This window comes from Arthrobacter sp. HS15c (genome assembly GCF_040812005.1).
Lineage (GTDB): Bacteria > Actinomycetota > Actinomycetes > Actinomycetales > Micrococcaceae > Arthrobacter.
Map to the genome: position 1 here is coordinate 305085 of NZ_JBFOHM010000001.1, position 15518 is coordinate 320602.

Genomic DNA, 15518 nt, shown 5'->3' on the forward strand with positions numbered 1-15518 from the left:
GTGGGCCTTGTGAGCCTGGCTGCATCGTTAGGGAACACAATGCACGCCTATCTATTCTAATGCCTGCCGCGTTCGGCCATAGTTGAGCTACGGATCCCCGGGAGGCGCACGCACCATGGCAGCAGAACAAGTTGCAGGAAACATCGTCATCGTGGGGGCAGGCCTGGCCGGCGCCACGGCTGCACGGACCCTGCGCTCGGAGGGTCATACCGGTCCCGTCATCCTGGTTGGCAGCGAGCGCCACAACCCATATATTCGCCCGCCCCTCTCGAAGGACTACCTGCTGGGCAGGGAAGGCGAAGACAAAGCCGAGGTGGTGCCGCGGGGCTGGTATGAGGAGAACGACGTCGACCTCCGCCTTGGCGTGTCAGTCACCGGCATACGGCCGGACGCAGGCACGGTGCTGCTGAACGACGGAACGTCACTGCCTTACCACTCGCTGCTGCTGGCCACCGGCGCGGTCCCCCGGACCATTCCGCTGCCGGGGAGCGAGTTGTCAGGGGTCACCACGTTCCGCACCCTTGATGACAGCCGCGGGCTGCGGAAGTCCCTGGAACACGGCGGAAAGAACGTGGTGATGATCGGCTCCGGCTGGATAGGCATGGAACTGGCAGCGGCCGCGGCGACTTATCGCAACAACGTCACGTTGCTCGGCCTGGAAGACATTCCGCTGGCCGCCGCGATCGGCCCGGAACTGGGCCGCTTCTTCCGCTCGCTGCACGAAGCCCACGGCGTGGACTTCAGGCTACCGGCGTCAGCCCACGAACTCACTGGTACCGACGGTGCCGTCTCTGCAGTCGTCACCGACAGCGGGGAAGTCCTCCCGGCCGATGTTGTGGTGATTGCCGTGGGAGTTGAACCCGCCGTCGGCCTCGCACACACCGCGGGACTGGAGGTGGGCAACGGCATCCTCACCGACGCTTCCCTGCGGACCAGTGTGCCCGGGATCTTCGCCGCGGGCGACGTGGCCAACGCCCTGCACCCGTTCACCGGCAAGCACTACCGCAGCGAACACTGGTCCAACGCCCTCAACGGAGGCAAGGTGGCAGCCAAGGCGATGCTTGGCCAGGACGCCACCCTCAGCACCATCCCCTATTTCTACACGGACCAGTACGACGTCAGCATGGAGTACTCGGGGTTCCCCGATTTAGCGTCCGGAACGGAACCGGTGATCCGCGGTTCACTGGAGCGCAAGGAGTTCATTGCCTTCTGGCAGCGCGACTCCCGGGTGGTGGCCGGCATGAGCGTCAATTGGCCCCGCACGGCGGGCCCAAGTGCGCAGAAGGTCATCAAGGCCCTCATCTCGGGCCGCTCCACGGTCAGTGCCGACCGCCTCGCGGACGGGTCCGCCGGGCTTGATCAGCTCCTGCCGGAGGCCTGACGCGCCACCGTTCCGGCGGTCTGGATGGAGGATTCGTGCCCGGCCATCCCGGCAGCGCGTGCCCTGGAGTACGCATCAGGAAGGGCAGCGAGGAGGGCGTCGACGTCGGCTTCGGTTGACGTATGGCCGAGGCTGAAGCGCTGGGCACCGCGAGCGGTTTCCTCGTCCAGTCCCATGGCAAGGAGCACGTGTGAAGGCCGGGGCACGCCGGCGGTGCACGCAGAACCGGTGGATGATTCAACCCCGGCCAGGTCCAACAGGAACAGCAGGGAGTCGCCTTCGCAGCCGGGGAAGGTGAAGTGCGCGCTGCCGGGGAGGCGTCCTGCGCCGTCGGCTCCACGGAGGACGGCCTCCGGGATGACCTGTCGCACGCCGTCGACCAGCCGGTCCCGAAGGGCTGAGATCCTGGCTGACTCGGCGGGAAGGCTTGCCGTGACTGCCCCGGCCGCTGCGGCAAAGCCGGCGATGGAGGCCGTGTCCAGGGTTCCGGACCGGACGTCCCGTTCCTGGCCGCCGCCGTGCTGAACGGGGGTCAGCTTCACCGCGCGGCCCAGCAGCAGCGCCCCGACTCCCACCGGACCGCCAATCTTGTGTCCGGAAACGCTCATCGCGTCCAGTCCGGAGGCCTTGAAGTTAATGGGCAGCGAGCCGAAGGCCTGGACCGCGTCTGAATGCACCGGCACACCGGCCGCGTGGGCCAGCTGAACAATTTCGGTGATCGGCTGGATGCTGCCCACCTCGTTGTTGGCCCACATCACGCTCACCAGGGCGATGGTTTCCGGGGACCGCGCAAGTTCGGCCGCCAGGACGGCGAGGTCGACGACGCCTTCGCTGTCCACCGGGAGCCAGGTGACCTCTGCACCTTCGTGCCGCTCCAGCCACTCCACGGTGTCCAGCACTGCATGGTGTTCGACGGCGGAGCAGAGGATGCGCCGCCGGGCAGGGTTCCCGGCGGTCCGGGACCAGAACAGGCCTTTCACGGCCAGGTTGTCAGCTTCCGTGCCGCCGGACGTAAAAATGACTTCGGAGGGGTGCGCCCCGGCTGCGGCCGCAATCGTTTCGCGTGCATCCTCCACCGAGCGGCGGGCACGGCGGCCGGAACCGTGCAGGGACGACGGGTTGCCGGTGCGGACCAGCTCGCGGGTCAGGGCAGCCAGCGCCTCGGCTGAGAGAGGCGTGGTTGCTGCATGATCCAGGTAAACAGGCACCCACCAATTCTAGCCGCCGGCGGTGGTATAGGTTCGAGCGGTGAAAGCTTCCCTCTACCTGGTGCTGGCCACCCTTTTCTGGTCCGGAAATTTTGTGGTGGGACAGGCAGCCGTGGCGTCGATGACTCCCGTCGAGCTGACGTTCTGGCGCTGGGCGATCGCGGCGCTGCCGCTGCTGGCCCTGGCCCAACTGGTGGACCGGCCGGATTGGCGGGCCGTCCTGCGTTCCTGGCCCGCGTTGTTGCTCCTTAGTTTCCTGGGCATGGGCGGCTACACCCTGCTCCTGTACACCGCCCTGCAGCACACATCCGCGCTGAACGCCTCGCTTATTACGGCGGCCAACCCTGCGCTGATTGTTGTCCTCGCAATTGCGATGCTGGGCGACCGGCCGGGCGCCCTCGGCTGGGCAGGCATCGGGCTGGGGCTTTCCGGGGTCCTGACGGTCCTGACCGGCGGGGACTTCCAGAGGGTGCTGAGGTTTTCCTTCAACCTGGGCGAACTCCTGATGCTGGCTGCCATTGCCGTCTGGAGCCTCTACACCATCATTGCCCGCCGCCTGGCAGTCCCTGCCGTCACCGCCACGGCGGTCCAGGTTGCCATGGCCACGGTGGTCCTCATTCCGGTGGCGGTGGCCACGGGAGCGCATCTGCCCCAGACAGCGGCGGGCGGTTGGTCACTGGCCTACATCGTGGTCTTCCCGTCCCTGGGTGCGTACCTGCTGTGGAACCTGGCACTCAAAACAACCGCACCGGGAACCGCGGGCAATTACCTGAACCTCATGGTGGTCTTTACAGCCGCCATAACCTTCCTGCTGGGGACGTCGATCAGTGTGCCCCAGATCCTGGGCGGGCTGCTGGTGGTGGGCGGTGTCCTGCTCACCAGCGTGCGCCGGACCGGAAAATCCCCCGGCATCGGAGCAAGAGATCAGATTGGGCTCAGGCCGAGGGCGGAACGATGACCAGGCGCTCAGCCACGTCCTGCCGCGCCGCAGCGAGGGTGGCCGGATCCGGGCACGAGACAGTGATGTAGATGGACGATTCGGGAACGCTGAACAGGCGGGCCATAACAGCCGTCGACCTGGCTCCCGCCGGGGAAGCCTGTTCCAGTACCAGCACCTCCACACGCGGGCCAGGCTTATCCGAGGTTCCGCCCCAACGCAGGGTTTCCGTCTTGAGGTATTTGGGGAGGATGCTGGGGTCGAGGTAGGTAAAGAGCCCCACGGAGGAGGCGCGGTCGTCAGCAAGGGCCAGCGGCGTCTGGTTGGTCCGGACTTTGGTGGCCACGAGGCAGCCGTCGGTCTTCACGTACTGGTTCTCGCCCGCCACGTTTTCCTTCACCGGCTTCCAGCCCGGCGCTTCCTTCAGCCCGTCGGAAATACCCACCGGAACTCCCGGCGCAAGTGCGCCCCCGGCAGTGAACGGCAGGTCCTTGGCCGCCACCGCCTCTGCGTCATGGCCGGGCGTGATGGTGGGAGTGGCAAGCCCGGAAGCAGACTGCTCCACGGTTGGAGCCGACGGGTCCGGCACGTCAATGCTGCAGCCTCCCAGCAGGCCGGCGCCAATCAGAATTCCAGTGAGCAGCGTCCCGGACGTTGCCCCAGTCCCCCGTAATTTCATTCCACCCCAATGCCTTGCCGGCTGTCCGGCGCCACTGGCCAGGGTTCCGCCCGGCCCATCAAAGAGTCTAGACGCCCCATGCCCGACGGCGGGTCCCCGGCCTTGTTCCTACGCCAGGATGCGCACGGCGCCGGGTACAACCTCCACGGTGAGCGGCAGCGGCCCGATCCTCTCGCCGTCGGCATACGCCACGACGTTGAGCGCGGACAGCCGCACCTTCCGTACACGGCGGATCTCAACTGCCGGATGCCCGATATGCCGTCCTGAGAACACTTTCGGGAAAACGGCCAGAAAGCGGACCCTGGGCAACGGCCTGACAACAAAGAGGTCAAGCAGTCCGTCATCCGGCAGGGCGTCCGGCGTAATCCGCATCCCGCCTCCAATTGACTGCCCGTTTGCTACCGAAATGAGCATTGCCCCCTGATGCCAGGTGTCGCCGTCGTCCGTTTCCGTATAGTCCGTGACCGTGTACTCAATGGCCCGGAACGCCACCAGTTCCCTGAGCATCGCCAGGTTGTAGCGGGCTTTGCCGCGCGGCCAGCGCCACCCGTTCGCGCGGTCGTTGACGGCGGCGTCGAAGCCGGCCGACAGCACCCCGGCGAACCAGCGGCAGTCACCGTCCGCCGTGATCCGGCCAAGGTCAACGGGACGCCCTCCTGACGCGATGCCGCCCGTGATCCGCCTGCAGGCGGCCGCCACGTCGTTCAGCGGCAGTCCCAGGGTCCGGGCAAAGTCGTTTCCGGTCCCGTTGGGCACGATGCCCAGCGGGATCGTGGACGCCGCCGTCCCTCCGGAGCCCGCCAACGCGTTCACACCGAGGTGCACCATGCCGTCTCCACCCACCACAACAAGGGCATCCACGCCATCCGCGAGCGCCCGCTCCACGGCTGATGCCAGCTGGGCGAAGCTCGCCTCCCGCAACTCCACAACGTCCGCCCCCGCAGCCCGGAAGTAGTCCACCGTCTGCGCGCCGGCATGCGTCCGGGATCCAAAGGACGCCCTGGGGTTGATGGCGACGGCGATCCTCATGGGCTGAATTATGCCAGCCGCGGGAACCCAGGCTGCCGGCACGCACGTTGTCAGAATGGGCCGTTAAGCTTGGCCTACCTGGCTATGGGCCCTCCATGCCGCCGTGGACCGGCCACACCAACCGAAGGACAAGTGCTTGACCGAGAGCAGCAACTCCCATTACCAGGTGCTCCGTGTCGCCGTGACGGCCACCGAGAAGGAGATCAAAGTTGCTTACCGCCGTGCTGCCCGCCAGGCGCATCCTGATCATGGCGGGGACGCCGCCGCATTCCGGCGCGTAACGGCGGCCTACGAGACGCTCATCGATCCCAAGCGCAGAAGCGCCTACGACCGCTCCTACGCTGCCGGCACAGGGGGCGGTGCCGGCAACGGCGATGCCGGTCCGCATTTTGACGCGCCCGCCGCCGGTAGCCACGCGTCCGCCACGGTGCACCGCCCCAACACTCCCCGCAACACCGCCGGCGACCCGCCGGTCTACGATCCGCCCTATGACCTGGCTGCATTCGAGGCGGCCGGCGTGGTGCCGTTGATCCCGCTCGCCCAGGCCAGCCAACAGGTTCACGGCCTGCCCCGGAAACGCGGGATTTTCGGGGCCGAGGCGCGCATCCAGCGCGAAATGCGGACTGTGCAGCTGGTCAGCAGGCAGATCCTGCCAGCCATTCCGGCCGCGCGGCTGATCAACGGGCTGCAGTCACCGGCGGACAACAGCCACATCGACCACGCGCTGCTGTCCGGCTACCGCCTGGCCATCATCGGGTCCATGCTCCTGCCCAAGGGCGCCTACGCCTGGGACGGCAGCACGCTCAACCACGGCGGACGTTCCATCCCACCGCCGCAACTGGCACACGTGGTCCGCGCCATGCAGGACATCTTCCCCGAACTGAACGTCACCGGCTGGACAGTGGTGCACAGCCCCGACGGGAACCTGCACGAGCCCGTGATCGACCGGCACCGACGGTCCACCGGTGCCCACGAAACCGTCCAGGTGGTCAACGCGGCCGGGCTGGTCCGCGGCCTCAAGCAGTTCCTCTCCTCGGGCCCGGCACCCAACACTGTCAACGTATCCGTGCTAGCCCGGCTCTTGCGGGGCATGCACTGACGGCATTGGCCACGGTCGGTATTGACTAGGATGGGATGGTGTTCCGCATCCTCTTCCACTCCCCCGAAATTCCGGGCAACACCGGCAACGCCATCCGGCTGGCAGCCATTACCGGCGCCGAGCTGCACCTGGTGGAACCTTTGGGCTTCGATTTTTCCGATGCCAAGCTCCGGCGGGCAGGCCTGGACTATCACGACCTCGCCGTGGTGACGGTGCATAAAAGCATCGACGACGCCTGGAACGCCCTCAAGCCGGAGCGTGTGTACGCATTCACCTCTGACGGAACCGCCAGCTACACGGACATCGCCTACCAGCCCGGCGATGTCCTGATGTTCGGCCAGGAATCCGTGGGGCTGCCGGAGGAACTCAAACGGGATCCACACGTCACCTCCACGGTCCGGCTCCCAATGCTCCCGGCCCTGCGGTCACTGAACCTTGCGAATGCGGCCTCCATCGCCGTGTACGAGGCGTGGCGGCAGCAGGGATTCGCGGGCGCCAAAACCTGACCCGCCCTGCTTGCCGGTTCCCCGGCGTCCGGTCAAGCCAGGGAGAGAAATTTCCCACGCCGCCAATCCGCACCCGCACCTGCACCGAATCACTCCTGAGAACAGCCACGGCGGACAAGGAGCGGCAGGTGCGAGCACTGGAGACAGCAAGGCCCACGGACCGCTCCGGTTCATCCCCTGCCTGCGGCAATCCCGGCAGGGCTGCTCCTGAAGCAACCCGCAGACACCTATGCTTGGAAGTGATGGAAACTCCCAACGCGCCAAACTACGAGGCCCCGGCCGCAGTGACAGATTCACCAGCCGACATAAGCCAACGCCTCGCCGCCCTCCTGGGCCGCATTGCCCAGGGCGACCAGGCTGCGTTCGCGGAGTTCTACCAGCTGACATCCCGCCGTGTATTCGGCATGGCCCGCCGGGTCCTGATCGATCCCGAACTCAGTGAGGACACCACCCAGGAAGTCTTCCTCCAGGTCTGGCAGAACGCGGCGAAGTTCAATCCGGACGCCGGCAGCCCGCTGTCGTGGCTGATGACCATCTCGCACCGCCGTGCCGTGGACAAGGTAAGGTCCTCGCAGTCGTCCACGGACCGGGAAGCCCGGTACGGGGCCAGCAGCCAGGACATCGACCACGACTCCGTTTCCGATGAAGTTGGCAGCAGGCTTGAGGCCGAGGCGGTGGTCCGGTGCCTGGAAACACTGACCGATACACAGCAGGAATCCGTCCGGCTCGCCTACTACGGCGGCCTCACCTACAGGGAGGTTGCGGAACGGCTGAACGCAGCAGTGCCCACCATCAAGTCCCGCATCCGCGACGGCCTGATCCGCTTGAAGACATGTCTGGGGGTGAGTTGAGATGACAGAAATGAACAATCAGGGAAACAGCCGCCGCGGCACTTTCGGCGACACCGTATCGGCGGACCTTGCCTCGGGCCGTGCAGTGGACCTGGCCGAGGTGTACGCCTTGGATGCTGTAACTGACGCGGAGCGCTCGGTCATCGACCACTACATCTCCTCCGCCCCGGAGGCCGAGCGCGCGACGTTCCACGAACGTGTGCGCCAGGCCAGGGAAACGCTGGCCGAGACGTTCACCGCCGAGGAGGAGCCGCCGTCGGACCTCTTTGCCCGCATCGTTGCCCAGCTCCCGGCCCAGGGTTCCGAACATGCCCACGCGACGGACGCGGCTCCGGCGGCGCCCGTCCATCAGCCCGCCCCTGTGACCGGCGGCGACGAGATTGCCGCAGCCCGTCAGCGCCGGGAAGAACGACGCCGGCCCGCCGGTGTGCGCCGTTGGCTCGCCGGCGTCGCGGCGGCGGCTGTGATCGCGCTCGGCGGAGTGGGCGTCGGCGCCTACGTCGCGGACCAGAATGATCCGTTGAACCAGGTGATCCGGGCCGATGATGTCCGCGAGGCGTCAGTGCCGGTGTCCGCCGGCGGAACCGCGACGGTCCTGATTTCGTCCTCCAGGGACGCCGTGGTGGTCAAGATGAACGATGTGCCCGCACCGCCGGCCGGCAAGGTCTACCAGATGTGGCTGATCCCGAAGGACGGTTCGGCGCCCGTATCCCAGGGCCTGATGGACGAAGCTGCGCTGTCAAAGCCTGCCGTGGTGAAGGGGATCGCTTCCGCTGCAGCCCTCGGCATCACGGTGGAGCCTGTGGGTGGCTCGGCCTCCCCGACGTTCCCCACAGTTGCTGCCGCTCCGCTCAGCACCTAAGCCCTCCCCTGGCTTCGAGCGGCCTGAAGACAAAGTAACCCGCGGCGCCCTCCACAGGAGGGCACCGCGGGTTTTTCGTGTCTGCGTTTGCCGGAGCAGGTTTGTGCCGCGCAGGTGCTAAAAGCCGGCGATTGTTCCCGGTCCGTTGACCGCGACAACGTGGAAGGCCTCGGCACTGCGGTCCGCCGGCAGTCCTGCCCGCCCGGCGTTGAGGTGCATCCCGTTGCGAACGGCCGCCTCCATCGCCTCAACATCCGGATGCTGGCTGACATGGACGTTGATGGCCTTCAGTTTGCTGTCCACGTGGTCCGTGACGTCCACGAAGTGGTTCTCCCGCTCTTCCGGGCCGGCGTAGAGCCAGAGCCACGGGAGCTTATAGGCCTCCAGCCCGGCCTCGGCAAGCTCCGGATACGCGAACGGATTCTCCACGGCAGGGTAGATGGCGCGCGTGACGGCCTCACCGACGGCCAGGTGGTCGGGGTGGCTTTTCTGGATCCGCTTCCAGTTGCGTTCCGGATGCATGGCGAGCACCACATCGGGCCGCAACTGCCTGATGAGCCTGACCACGCCCTTCATCACTTCGTGCGACGGTTCCAGGTAGCCGTCCCGCTCGTGCAGATAGTGGATATCCGAAACGCCGACGAGTTCCGCTGCCCGGAGCTGTTCGGCCGCGCGCAGGGCAATGATTCCGGCACGGTCGGCGGCATCGAAGCCGCCGGCATCGCCGTCGGTCATGATGCAGTAGCTGACCTGCACCCCCGCCGCCGTCCAGGCAGCGATGGTGCCGGCAGCGCCGAAGTCGATGTCGTCAGGATGGGCCGCGAAACAGAGCACCCGCCCAACCCGGTGCGTTGCCGGGTTGAACGGGCTCTGTGCTGAAACAGCAGGAGTGGTCAAGGGTCAGCCTTTTCGCTTCTTGATTTCTTCCGTGGCCTGCGGCAGGACGTCGAAGAGGTCGCCGATGATGCCGAAGTCGGCGATCTCGAAGACCGGAGACTCGGCGTCCTTGTTGACGGCCACGATGACCTTGGCCGTCTGCATGCCGGCCTTCTGCTGGATGGCGCCGGAGATTCCCGCTGAAATGTACAGCTGCGGCGATACCGTCTTGCCGGTCTGGCCCACCTGGGCGTCGTGGCTGATCCAGCCGGCGTCCGTGGCGGCCCGGGAGGCTCCGACGGCAGCCCCGAGGGCGTCAGCCAGCTGCTCAACAGGACCGAAGTCACCGTCAACGCCGCGTCCGCCGGCCACCACGATGCGCGCATCGGTGAGGTCGGGGCGGCCGCTGGCCACCTTCTGCTCGCGTGCGGTGACGCGCGCGGCGGCGGAGGTGGCGTCCGCGGGGACCTCAACCATGGCAACGTCCGGAGCGCTGGGGCCGGCCGCAGGCTCAGGGGTGACGTTGTTGGCCTTGACGGTCAGCACCGAGACGGGCGTGGTGGTCTTCGCAGCGGTGGTGTACGAACCGGCGAGGACGGACTTGTGCGCGGTGCCGTCCTGGTCCACGGCCACCACATCGGTAACGACGCCGGCGGAAAGCCGGATGCTAACGCGCGCGGCAATTTCCTTGCCTTCCGGCGAGTTGTCCAGGAGCACCGTGGTGGCACCGGCAGCCTGTACCGCAGCCGCAACGTAGGCGGCCTTCGCTGCGACGAGGTAGTCGTCGAGGTCGTTGGCGGAGGGGCGGTAGACGCTGCTGACGCCGTACTCGGCGAAGGCCGCCGAAACGCCGTCGCTGAGGTCACCGTTCACTGCCACGGCTGTGTCGCCGAGGGAGCGGCCCAGGGTCAGCAGTTCGAGGCTGCTTTTCTTCAGGGCCGCGCCCGGGTTGTCAATAAAAATAAGTACGTTTGCCATGTCTGTGATCCCTCTTAGAGCAGCTTCTGGGCGGCCAGGAAGTCCACCAGCTTGATGCCGGCGTCGCCTTCGTCGGTGATGATGGTGCCCGCGGTGCGTGGCGGGCGCTCTTCTGCCGACGTCACCGTGGTCCAGGATCCCGCGTGGCCCACCTGCGCCGGATCAACTCCGATGTCCGAGAGTGACAGTGTGGTGATGCTCTTGCGCTTGGCCGCGATGATGCCCTTGAAGTTGGGGTAGCGGGGCTCGTTGATCTGGTCGGTCACGGACACTACGGCCGGCAGGGACGCTTCGACGGTCTCGGAGTACGTGTCGGCGTCGCGGCGCGCGGTGAGCCGTCCGCCGTCGACTTCGAGTGTCGACGCAAACGTGATCTGCGGCAGTCCCAGGCGTTCGGCCAGCTGCGCCGGAACCAGGGACGTCTCGCCGTCGGTGGAGGCCATGCCGGTGAGCACGAGGTCCACGGGGGCGCCGGCGCCGAGGTGGCGGATGGCGGCGGCCAGGGCCAGCGAAGTGGCGGCGGCATCCGAGCCGGACAGGGCGTCGTCAGTGAGGTGGACACCTTCGGTGGCGCCCATCTGCAGCGACTTCTTGACGGCATTGACCGCGCCGGAGGGGCCCATGCTGAGCGCGATGACCTGGTTTCCGGCCTTGCTGCCGCCACGGGCTTCAGCGAGCTGCAGGGCCGCTTCGAGCGCGTATTCGTCCAGCTCGGACAGGATGCTTTCGTCGCGGTCCGTGGTGTAGCCCTCCCCGTTGAGGTGACGGTCGAACTGCGCGTCCGGCACATGCTTGACCAGGACGATGATCTTCAATGTCTCTTCCACTGTATTTACAGCAGCCTTCCATGCTTGTGGATAGCCAGCCGGGTGAGGTCATGGCCGCGGAACGCCCGGGGTACGGGTAGCTCCTAGCTAACCATATAGAAGTACCCCGGTGACGTCGCGTTAACGCCTGTGTCAGCCGGCTTGCACGTGGCGTGGAAATGACGACGGCGGGGCCCCCTTTCGGGGGACACCCGCCGTCGTCCGGACTTCCTTAGGCAGAACCGGTGCCGTGGCTTACTGCTCCGCTGCGGCACCGAGCGTGACGTCCAGGGTCTGTTCCTGGCCGTTCCGCGTGACCGTGATCTTGACCTTGGCACCAGCGGCCTGTTCGCGGACAGCCGCCGTCAGCTGGTTCGGTTCGCTGATGGTCAGGTCGTTGAAGCGGGTGATCACGTCGCCCACCTTGATGCCTGCGTTTGCGGCAGCCGATCCTGATTCGACCGTGGCGACGTCGGCACCGACGGAGAAGCTGGAGGACGAGCTGGTGGACGACTTGTCCTTGACGCTGACGCCCAGCTGGCCGTGGGAAACTTTGCCGGTATCGATGATCTCTTGGGCGACGCGCTTGGCGTGGTTGATCGGGATGCTGAAGCCCACGCCGATGTTGCCGCTTGATGAGCTGGACGAGGAGTCGGACCCGGCTGAGGCGATGGCAACGTTGACGCCGATGATCTCACCTTTGCTGTTGACCAGCGCACCGCCCGAGTTGCCGGGGTTGATGGCCGCGTCGGTCTGGATCACGTTGATGGAGATGGAACCCTGTCCCGTCGTCTGCTGGCTCTGGCCGCCGCCCGGAGGCGCGAACTGGAAGCCCTGATCGCCGCCCTGGGAAGTGTCGCCTTCCTTGGGTGCTGCCGAGGATGCCACGCTGATGGTCCGGTTCAGGGTGGAGACGATGCCGTCCGTCACGGTTCCGGTGAGGCCCAGCGGGGAGCCGATGGCGATGGCCGTGTCCCCCACGTTGAGCTTGCCGGAGTCACCGAGGGTGGCGGCGGTGAGGCCCGAGGCGTCGTCCACCTTGATGACGGCAAGGTCGGAGAGCGGGTCAGTGCCCACGAGCTTGGCCGTGAGGACGCGGCCGTCGCTGGTACGGATTTCCAGCGCCGCGTTTGCCGTCGCTCCGTCCAGGGTGACCACGTGCGTGTTGGTGAGGATGTGGCCTTCGTCGTCGAGGATGATGCCGGAGCCGGTACCGCCTGAGCTGCCGCTGGTGGCGCTGATGGTCACCACGCTCGGGGACGCCTTCAGTGCTGCCGCGGTGATGGCATTGACGTCGTCCTTGTTGTTGACGATGACCGTTTCAGGCTGGCTGCTGCTGACGGCGCCGGAGTTCCCGCCGTCGAAGAGGTTGCCTGAACCGACGGTGGCCACTCCGCCGCCTACCAGGCCGGCGGCGAGGATGCTGGCCACGAGAGTGCCGACGCCGAAGCTGGGCTTGCGGCGGGGAGCGTCGGCCGGGTTGGGGGCCAGCGCTACTCCGCCTGGAGCAGCCGCGTGCGCTCCGTGTTGCCCGTACTGGGGCTGTCCGTACTGGTGCTGGCCCTGACTGTACGGGCCGCCGGAGTTGTGGCCGCCGGCGTTGTGGCCGGGCTGGTGGTTCTGCTGGCCATAGAAAGGCTCACGCGGCGGGTAGACCGGGCGTGGGGCTCCCGGGAGCTGTTCGGTGGGATTCGCTCCGGCGCCGGAGTCCACGTGCAGGGCTTCGGTTGCCTGCTGGTCCCCCTGCGCCGCAGCCGCGGGATCGTGCAGCGGCGCTGGAGTGCGACCGGCCGGCGGTGCCGGCTGCGGAGCTTCCGGCTGCCGCGGATCCCGGGGTTCCGGTGCTGCACCTGGCGTTGGGTTCTCAGTCATTGGACTTCCTTTCATCCTCGTCTGCCATTAACTATGAACCTCTTGGCTGGAACAAATGCGGACGTTGGCTGGGAGCTTCCTGAATGCCTGCGCCTGGCCCTTCCCTAGCTCCGAAGTCCGTTTCGCTGGTGGCATATTCGGCCTTGTGGACGCCCTTATAGGTGCACCATAGAATCAAGAGGAATTGCCACAGCGACCTGCGGCTTTACACCACGCGTGGGGGCGCTGCTGCATTCTGAGACGACTGATTCGTCCCGAATCGGTGTCAGGCGTGCTGAAGGGTTGCACATGCGGTCAAAGTTCAAACGTATCCTCGCCGTGATCGGCCTGACGGGCTTGTTGGCGGTTCCCGCCGGCGCGGCCTGGGCTGAGCCACCAGTGACGCTGGATCCAGTGACGAAGATTGTCGATTCCGCCGGCGTTCTTGGCAGCGGCAAAGCCGAGGTCGAAGCTGCCATCAAAAAGCTTGGCACCGACCACGCGATGGTGCTCCACGTCGTCACCGTCAAGAAGTTCGAAAGCCCGACGGATCGGGAAGCCTGGTCAGACCAGGTGGCCGAAAAGGCCAGCCTTGGTTCCAATGCCCTGATTTTTGCCGTGGCCACCGACACCCGGCAGTACGTCCTGAATAAGGGCGGCAGCAAAATCACCAACGCCCAAATCGAGAACATCAAGAGCAAAGCCATCGGCCCGCAGCTGGCGAATAACGATTACGCCAAAGCGGCCGTCAATGCCGCCGCCGCCATCGGCGACGCAGCGGGAGGCGGGAGCGGCAATGTCCCGTCCGAAAATGGTGCGGGCACCGCAATCCTTGTTGGTACGGGAGTGGTGGCTGCCGGCGGTGCCGGCGCCTACCTGTACTTCCGCAACAGGCGGAAGAAGGCAGGGCAGGCGTCCAGCGCCAGCTACGGCCCGCAGGGCGCCGAACTGGATCCGCTGGCCTCGCTTAGCGTGGAGGATCTCCGCCGCAAGAGCGGGTCGCTGCTCATTGAAGCCGATGACGCCATCAAGTCCAGCGAGCAGGAGCTGATGTTCGCGCAGGCCCAGTACGGTGATTCCGCCGTCGGCAACTTCACCAAGGCGCTGCAGGAAGCCAAAGGACACCTTTCCGAGTCCTTCAAGCTCCAGCAGCAGCTGGACGACCACATTCCCGATACCGAAGAGCAGCAGCGCAGCTGGCTGGGTGAGATCATCCGCCGTTCTGAGGCAGCCCTTGCTTCGCTGCAGGAACAGAAGGCCGACTTCGATTCCCTGCGCGAGCTGGAAAAGAACGCACCCCAGGCCCTCGCCGCGGTCAACGCCGGGGCACGGGACGCTGACGCGAAGATCGCCAACGCAGAGCAGTCGCTTACTACCCTCCGCGCCAAATACGCCGACAGCGCGCTGGTACAGGTGACTGACAACATCACGCAGGCCAAGGAGAGGCTGGCGTTCGTCCAGAACGCCACGGCAACTGCCGAGCAGAAACTGGCTGAGGGTGAAGGCAGCCTGGCGGCGGTGGCCGTGCGCGCCTCCGAAGAAAGCCTGCACCAGACGAACGTGCTCCTCGACGCGATTTCCAAGGTCTCCACCAGCCTGGACGAAGCCCGGACCGGCCTGGAGGCCGCCGTCGTGGATACGTCCCAGGACCTTGCCCAGGCACGGGCAATGATCCAGTCCGGGGCCCACCCGGAACTCGCCGGTCCGGTGGCCGGGGTTGAGTCTGCCCTCGGCCAGGTGAAGGCTGAGATCCAGGGCGGGAAAATCGATCCCATTGCAACACTGCAGCGCGTGGAAACCGCGCACCAGTCCCTGGACCAGGCGCTCACCGGGATCCGTGACCAGCAGGAACAGGCCCGTCGGGCCCAGGCTTCGCTGCAGCAGACCATCATGTCGGCCCAGGCCCAGATCAGCGCCACGTCGGACTACATCACAGCGCGCCGTGGCGGAGTAGGCACGGAAGCCCGCACCCGCCTGGCTGAGTCGCAGCGGAACCTGGACTACGCCCTCTCTATCTCCCGCAACGATCCGGTCACAGCCCTCACGTACGCCCAACAGGCACACGCACTTGCGGCCCAGGCGGCCCAGCTCGCCCAGGCCGACGTGGACAACTTCGGCGGCTACGCCAACCCGGGCTACGGCGGCGGTGGCATGTTCGGCGGCGGCGGTGGTGGCGGCCTGGGCGGTGCCATCCTCGGCGGCATCCTCATCAACTCCATCCTCAACGGCGGCAGCGGCGGCGGTTGGGGCGGCGGGCACAGCGACGGCGGCGGTTGGGGCGGCGATTCCGGCGGTGGCTTCGGCGGTGGCGACTCCGGCGGCGGCTGGGGCGGCGATTCCGGCGGCGGCGGGGACTTCTAAGCCCGAAAGACTAGGCGCCGGGCGGAACGAGCCGCCCGGCGTATAGATAGCGGTACAACAACAGTTCACTGATTTCAGTGGCCACCACTGAGCA

14 protein-coding genes are annotated in these 15518 nt (G+C 66.6%); 7 read left to right on the forward strand and 7 right to left on the reverse strand.

All coding sequences use genetic code 11. The annotated features are described in order from the left end of the window. Positions 1 to 115: 115 nt before the first annotated feature. Positions 116 to 1381, forward strand: a complete 1266-nt coding sequence (locus ABV518_RS01385) for an NAD(P)/FAD-dependent oxidoreductase (RefSeq protein WP_367765063.1) — start codon at positions 116 to 118, stop codon at positions 1379 to 1381. On the opposite strand, the gene ABV518_RS01390 is transcribed toward ABV518_RS01385, so the two are convergent. Continuing rightward, positions 1360 to 2589 carry a cysteine desulfurase family protein gene (locus ABV518_RS01390; RefSeq protein WP_367765064.1) on the reverse strand — a complete coding sequence of 410 codons (1230 nt, stop codon included), beginning with the start codon at positions 2587 to 2589 and terminating at the stop codon, positions 1360 to 1362. The two genes, ABV518_RS01385 and ABV518_RS01390, sit on opposite strands and share 22 nt — an antisense overlap. A gap of 40 nt (positions 2590 to 2629) precedes the next feature. Here ABV518_RS01390 and ABV518_RS01395 point away from each other — a divergent pair, with 40 nt between their 5' ends. After that, positions 2630 to 3547 carry a DMT family transporter gene (locus ABV518_RS01395; protein ID WP_367765065.1) on the forward strand — a complete coding sequence of 306 codons (918 nt, stop codon included), beginning with the start codon at positions 2630 to 2632 and terminating at the stop codon, positions 3545 to 3547. Here the strand turns inward: ABV518_RS01395 and ABV518_RS01400 are convergent. Beyond that, complete coding sequence (locus ABV518_RS01400; protein WP_367765066.1) at positions 3525 to 4091, reverse strand: hypothetical protein; 567 nt, start codon at positions 4089 to 4091, stop codon at positions 3525 to 3527. The two genes, ABV518_RS01395 and ABV518_RS01400, sit on opposite strands and share 23 nt — an antisense overlap. Positions 4092 to 4313: 222 nt before the next feature. Beyond that, complete coding sequence (locus ABV518_RS01405) at positions 4314 to 5234, reverse strand: diacylglycerol kinase family protein (protein WP_367765067.1); 921 nt, start codon at positions 5232 to 5234, stop codon at positions 4314 to 4316. Between the two features lie 136 nt (positions 5235 to 5370). Between ABV518_RS01405 and ABV518_RS01410 the strand changes: the two genes are divergently transcribed. From ABV518_RS01410 to ABV518_RS01425, 4 genes are all read left to right on the forward strand, one after another. Beyond that, a complete protein-coding gene (locus ABV518_RS01410; RefSeq protein ID WP_367765068.1) occupies positions 5371 to 6333 on the forward strand; it encodes a J domain-containing protein in 963 nt (320 codons plus the stop codon). A gap of 38 nt (positions 6334 to 6371) precedes the next feature. Further along, on the forward strand, positions 6372 to 6839 hold the full coding sequence (locus ABV518_RS01415) for a tRNA (cytidine(34)-2'-O)-methyltransferase (protein ID WP_131131886.1): 468 nt from the start codon (positions 6372 to 6374) through the stop codon (positions 6837 to 6839). Between the two features lie 242 nt (positions 6840 to 7081). Next, positions 7082 to 7690, forward strand: coding sequence for a sigma-70 family RNA polymerase sigma factor (locus ABV518_RS01420; protein ID WP_367765069.1), 609 nt, complete (start codon positions 7082 to 7084; stop codon positions 7688 to 7690). A gap of 10 nt (positions 7691 to 7700) precedes the next feature. Further along, a complete protein-coding gene (locus ABV518_RS01425) occupies positions 7701 to 8552 on the forward strand; it encodes an anti-sigma factor (protein WP_367765070.1) in 852 nt (283 codons plus the stop codon). Positions 8553 to 8669: 117 nt separating this feature from the next. On the opposite strand, the gene ABV518_RS01430 is transcribed toward ABV518_RS01425, so the two are convergent. From ABV518_RS01430 to ABV518_RS01445, 4 genes are all read right to left on the reverse strand, one after another. Next, complete coding sequence (locus tag ABV518_RS01430; protein ID WP_367765071.1) at positions 8670 to 9449, reverse strand: PIG-L deacetylase family protein; 780 nt, start codon at positions 9447 to 9449, stop codon at positions 8670 to 8672. Between the two features lie 3 nt (positions 9450 to 9452). Beyond that, positions 9453 to 10406, reverse strand: a complete 954-nt coding sequence (locus ABV518_RS01435) for an electron transfer flavoprotein subunit alpha/FixB family protein (protein ID WP_367765072.1) — start codon at positions 10404 to 10406, stop codon at positions 9453 to 9455. Positions 10407 to 10420: 14 nt separating this feature from the next. Continuing rightward, positions 10421 to 11221, reverse strand: a complete 801-nt coding sequence (locus ABV518_RS01440; protein ID WP_367765321.1) for an electron transfer flavoprotein subunit beta — start codon at positions 11219 to 11221, stop codon at positions 10421 to 10423. A gap of 246 nt (positions 11222 to 11467) precedes the next feature. Next, positions 11468 to 13084 (reverse strand): trypsin-like peptidase domain-containing protein, encoded by a 1617-nt coding sequence (locus tag ABV518_RS01445; protein ID WP_367765073.1) that lies wholly within the window; start codon positions 13082 to 13084, stop codon positions 11468 to 11470. A 288-nt stretch (positions 13085 to 13372) separates the two neighbouring features. Between ABV518_RS01445 and ABV518_RS01450 the strand changes: the two genes are divergently transcribed. Continuing rightward, positions 13373 to 15424 (forward strand): TPM domain-containing protein, encoded by a 2052-nt coding sequence (locus ABV518_RS01450; protein WP_367765074.1) that lies wholly within the window; start codon positions 13373 to 13375, stop codon positions 15422 to 15424. Positions 15425 to 15518: the final 94 nt, after the last annotated feature.

Coding starts and splice junctions, on each gene's coding strand:
- ABV518_RS01385 (WP_367765063.1), top strand. CDS start 116: ATGGCAGCAGAACAAGTTGCAGGAAACATCGTCATCGTGGGGGCAGGC.
- ABV518_RS01405 (WP_367765067.1), bottom strand. CDS start 5,234: ATGAGGATCGCCGTCGCCATCAACCCCAGGGCGTCCTTTGGATCCCGG.
- ABV518_RS01420 (WP_367765069.1), top strand. CDS start 7,082: ATGGAAACTCCCAACGCGCCAAACTACGAGGCCCCGGCCGCAGTGACA.
- ABV518_RS01425 (WP_367765070.1), top strand. CDS start 7,701: ATGAACAATCAGGGAAACAGCCGCCGCGGCACTTTCGGCGACACCGTA.
- ABV518_RS01435 (WP_367765072.1), bottom strand. CDS start 10,406: ATGGCAAACGTACTTATTTTTATTGACAACCCGGGCGCGGCCCTGAAG.
- ABV518_RS01445 (WP_367765073.1), bottom strand. CDS start 13,084: ATGACTGAGAACCCAACGCCAGGTGCAGCACCGGAACCCCGGGATCCG.
- ABV518_RS01450 (WP_367765074.1), top strand. CDS start 13,373: ATGCGGTCAAAGTTCAAACGTATCCTCGCCGTGATCGGCCTGACGGGC.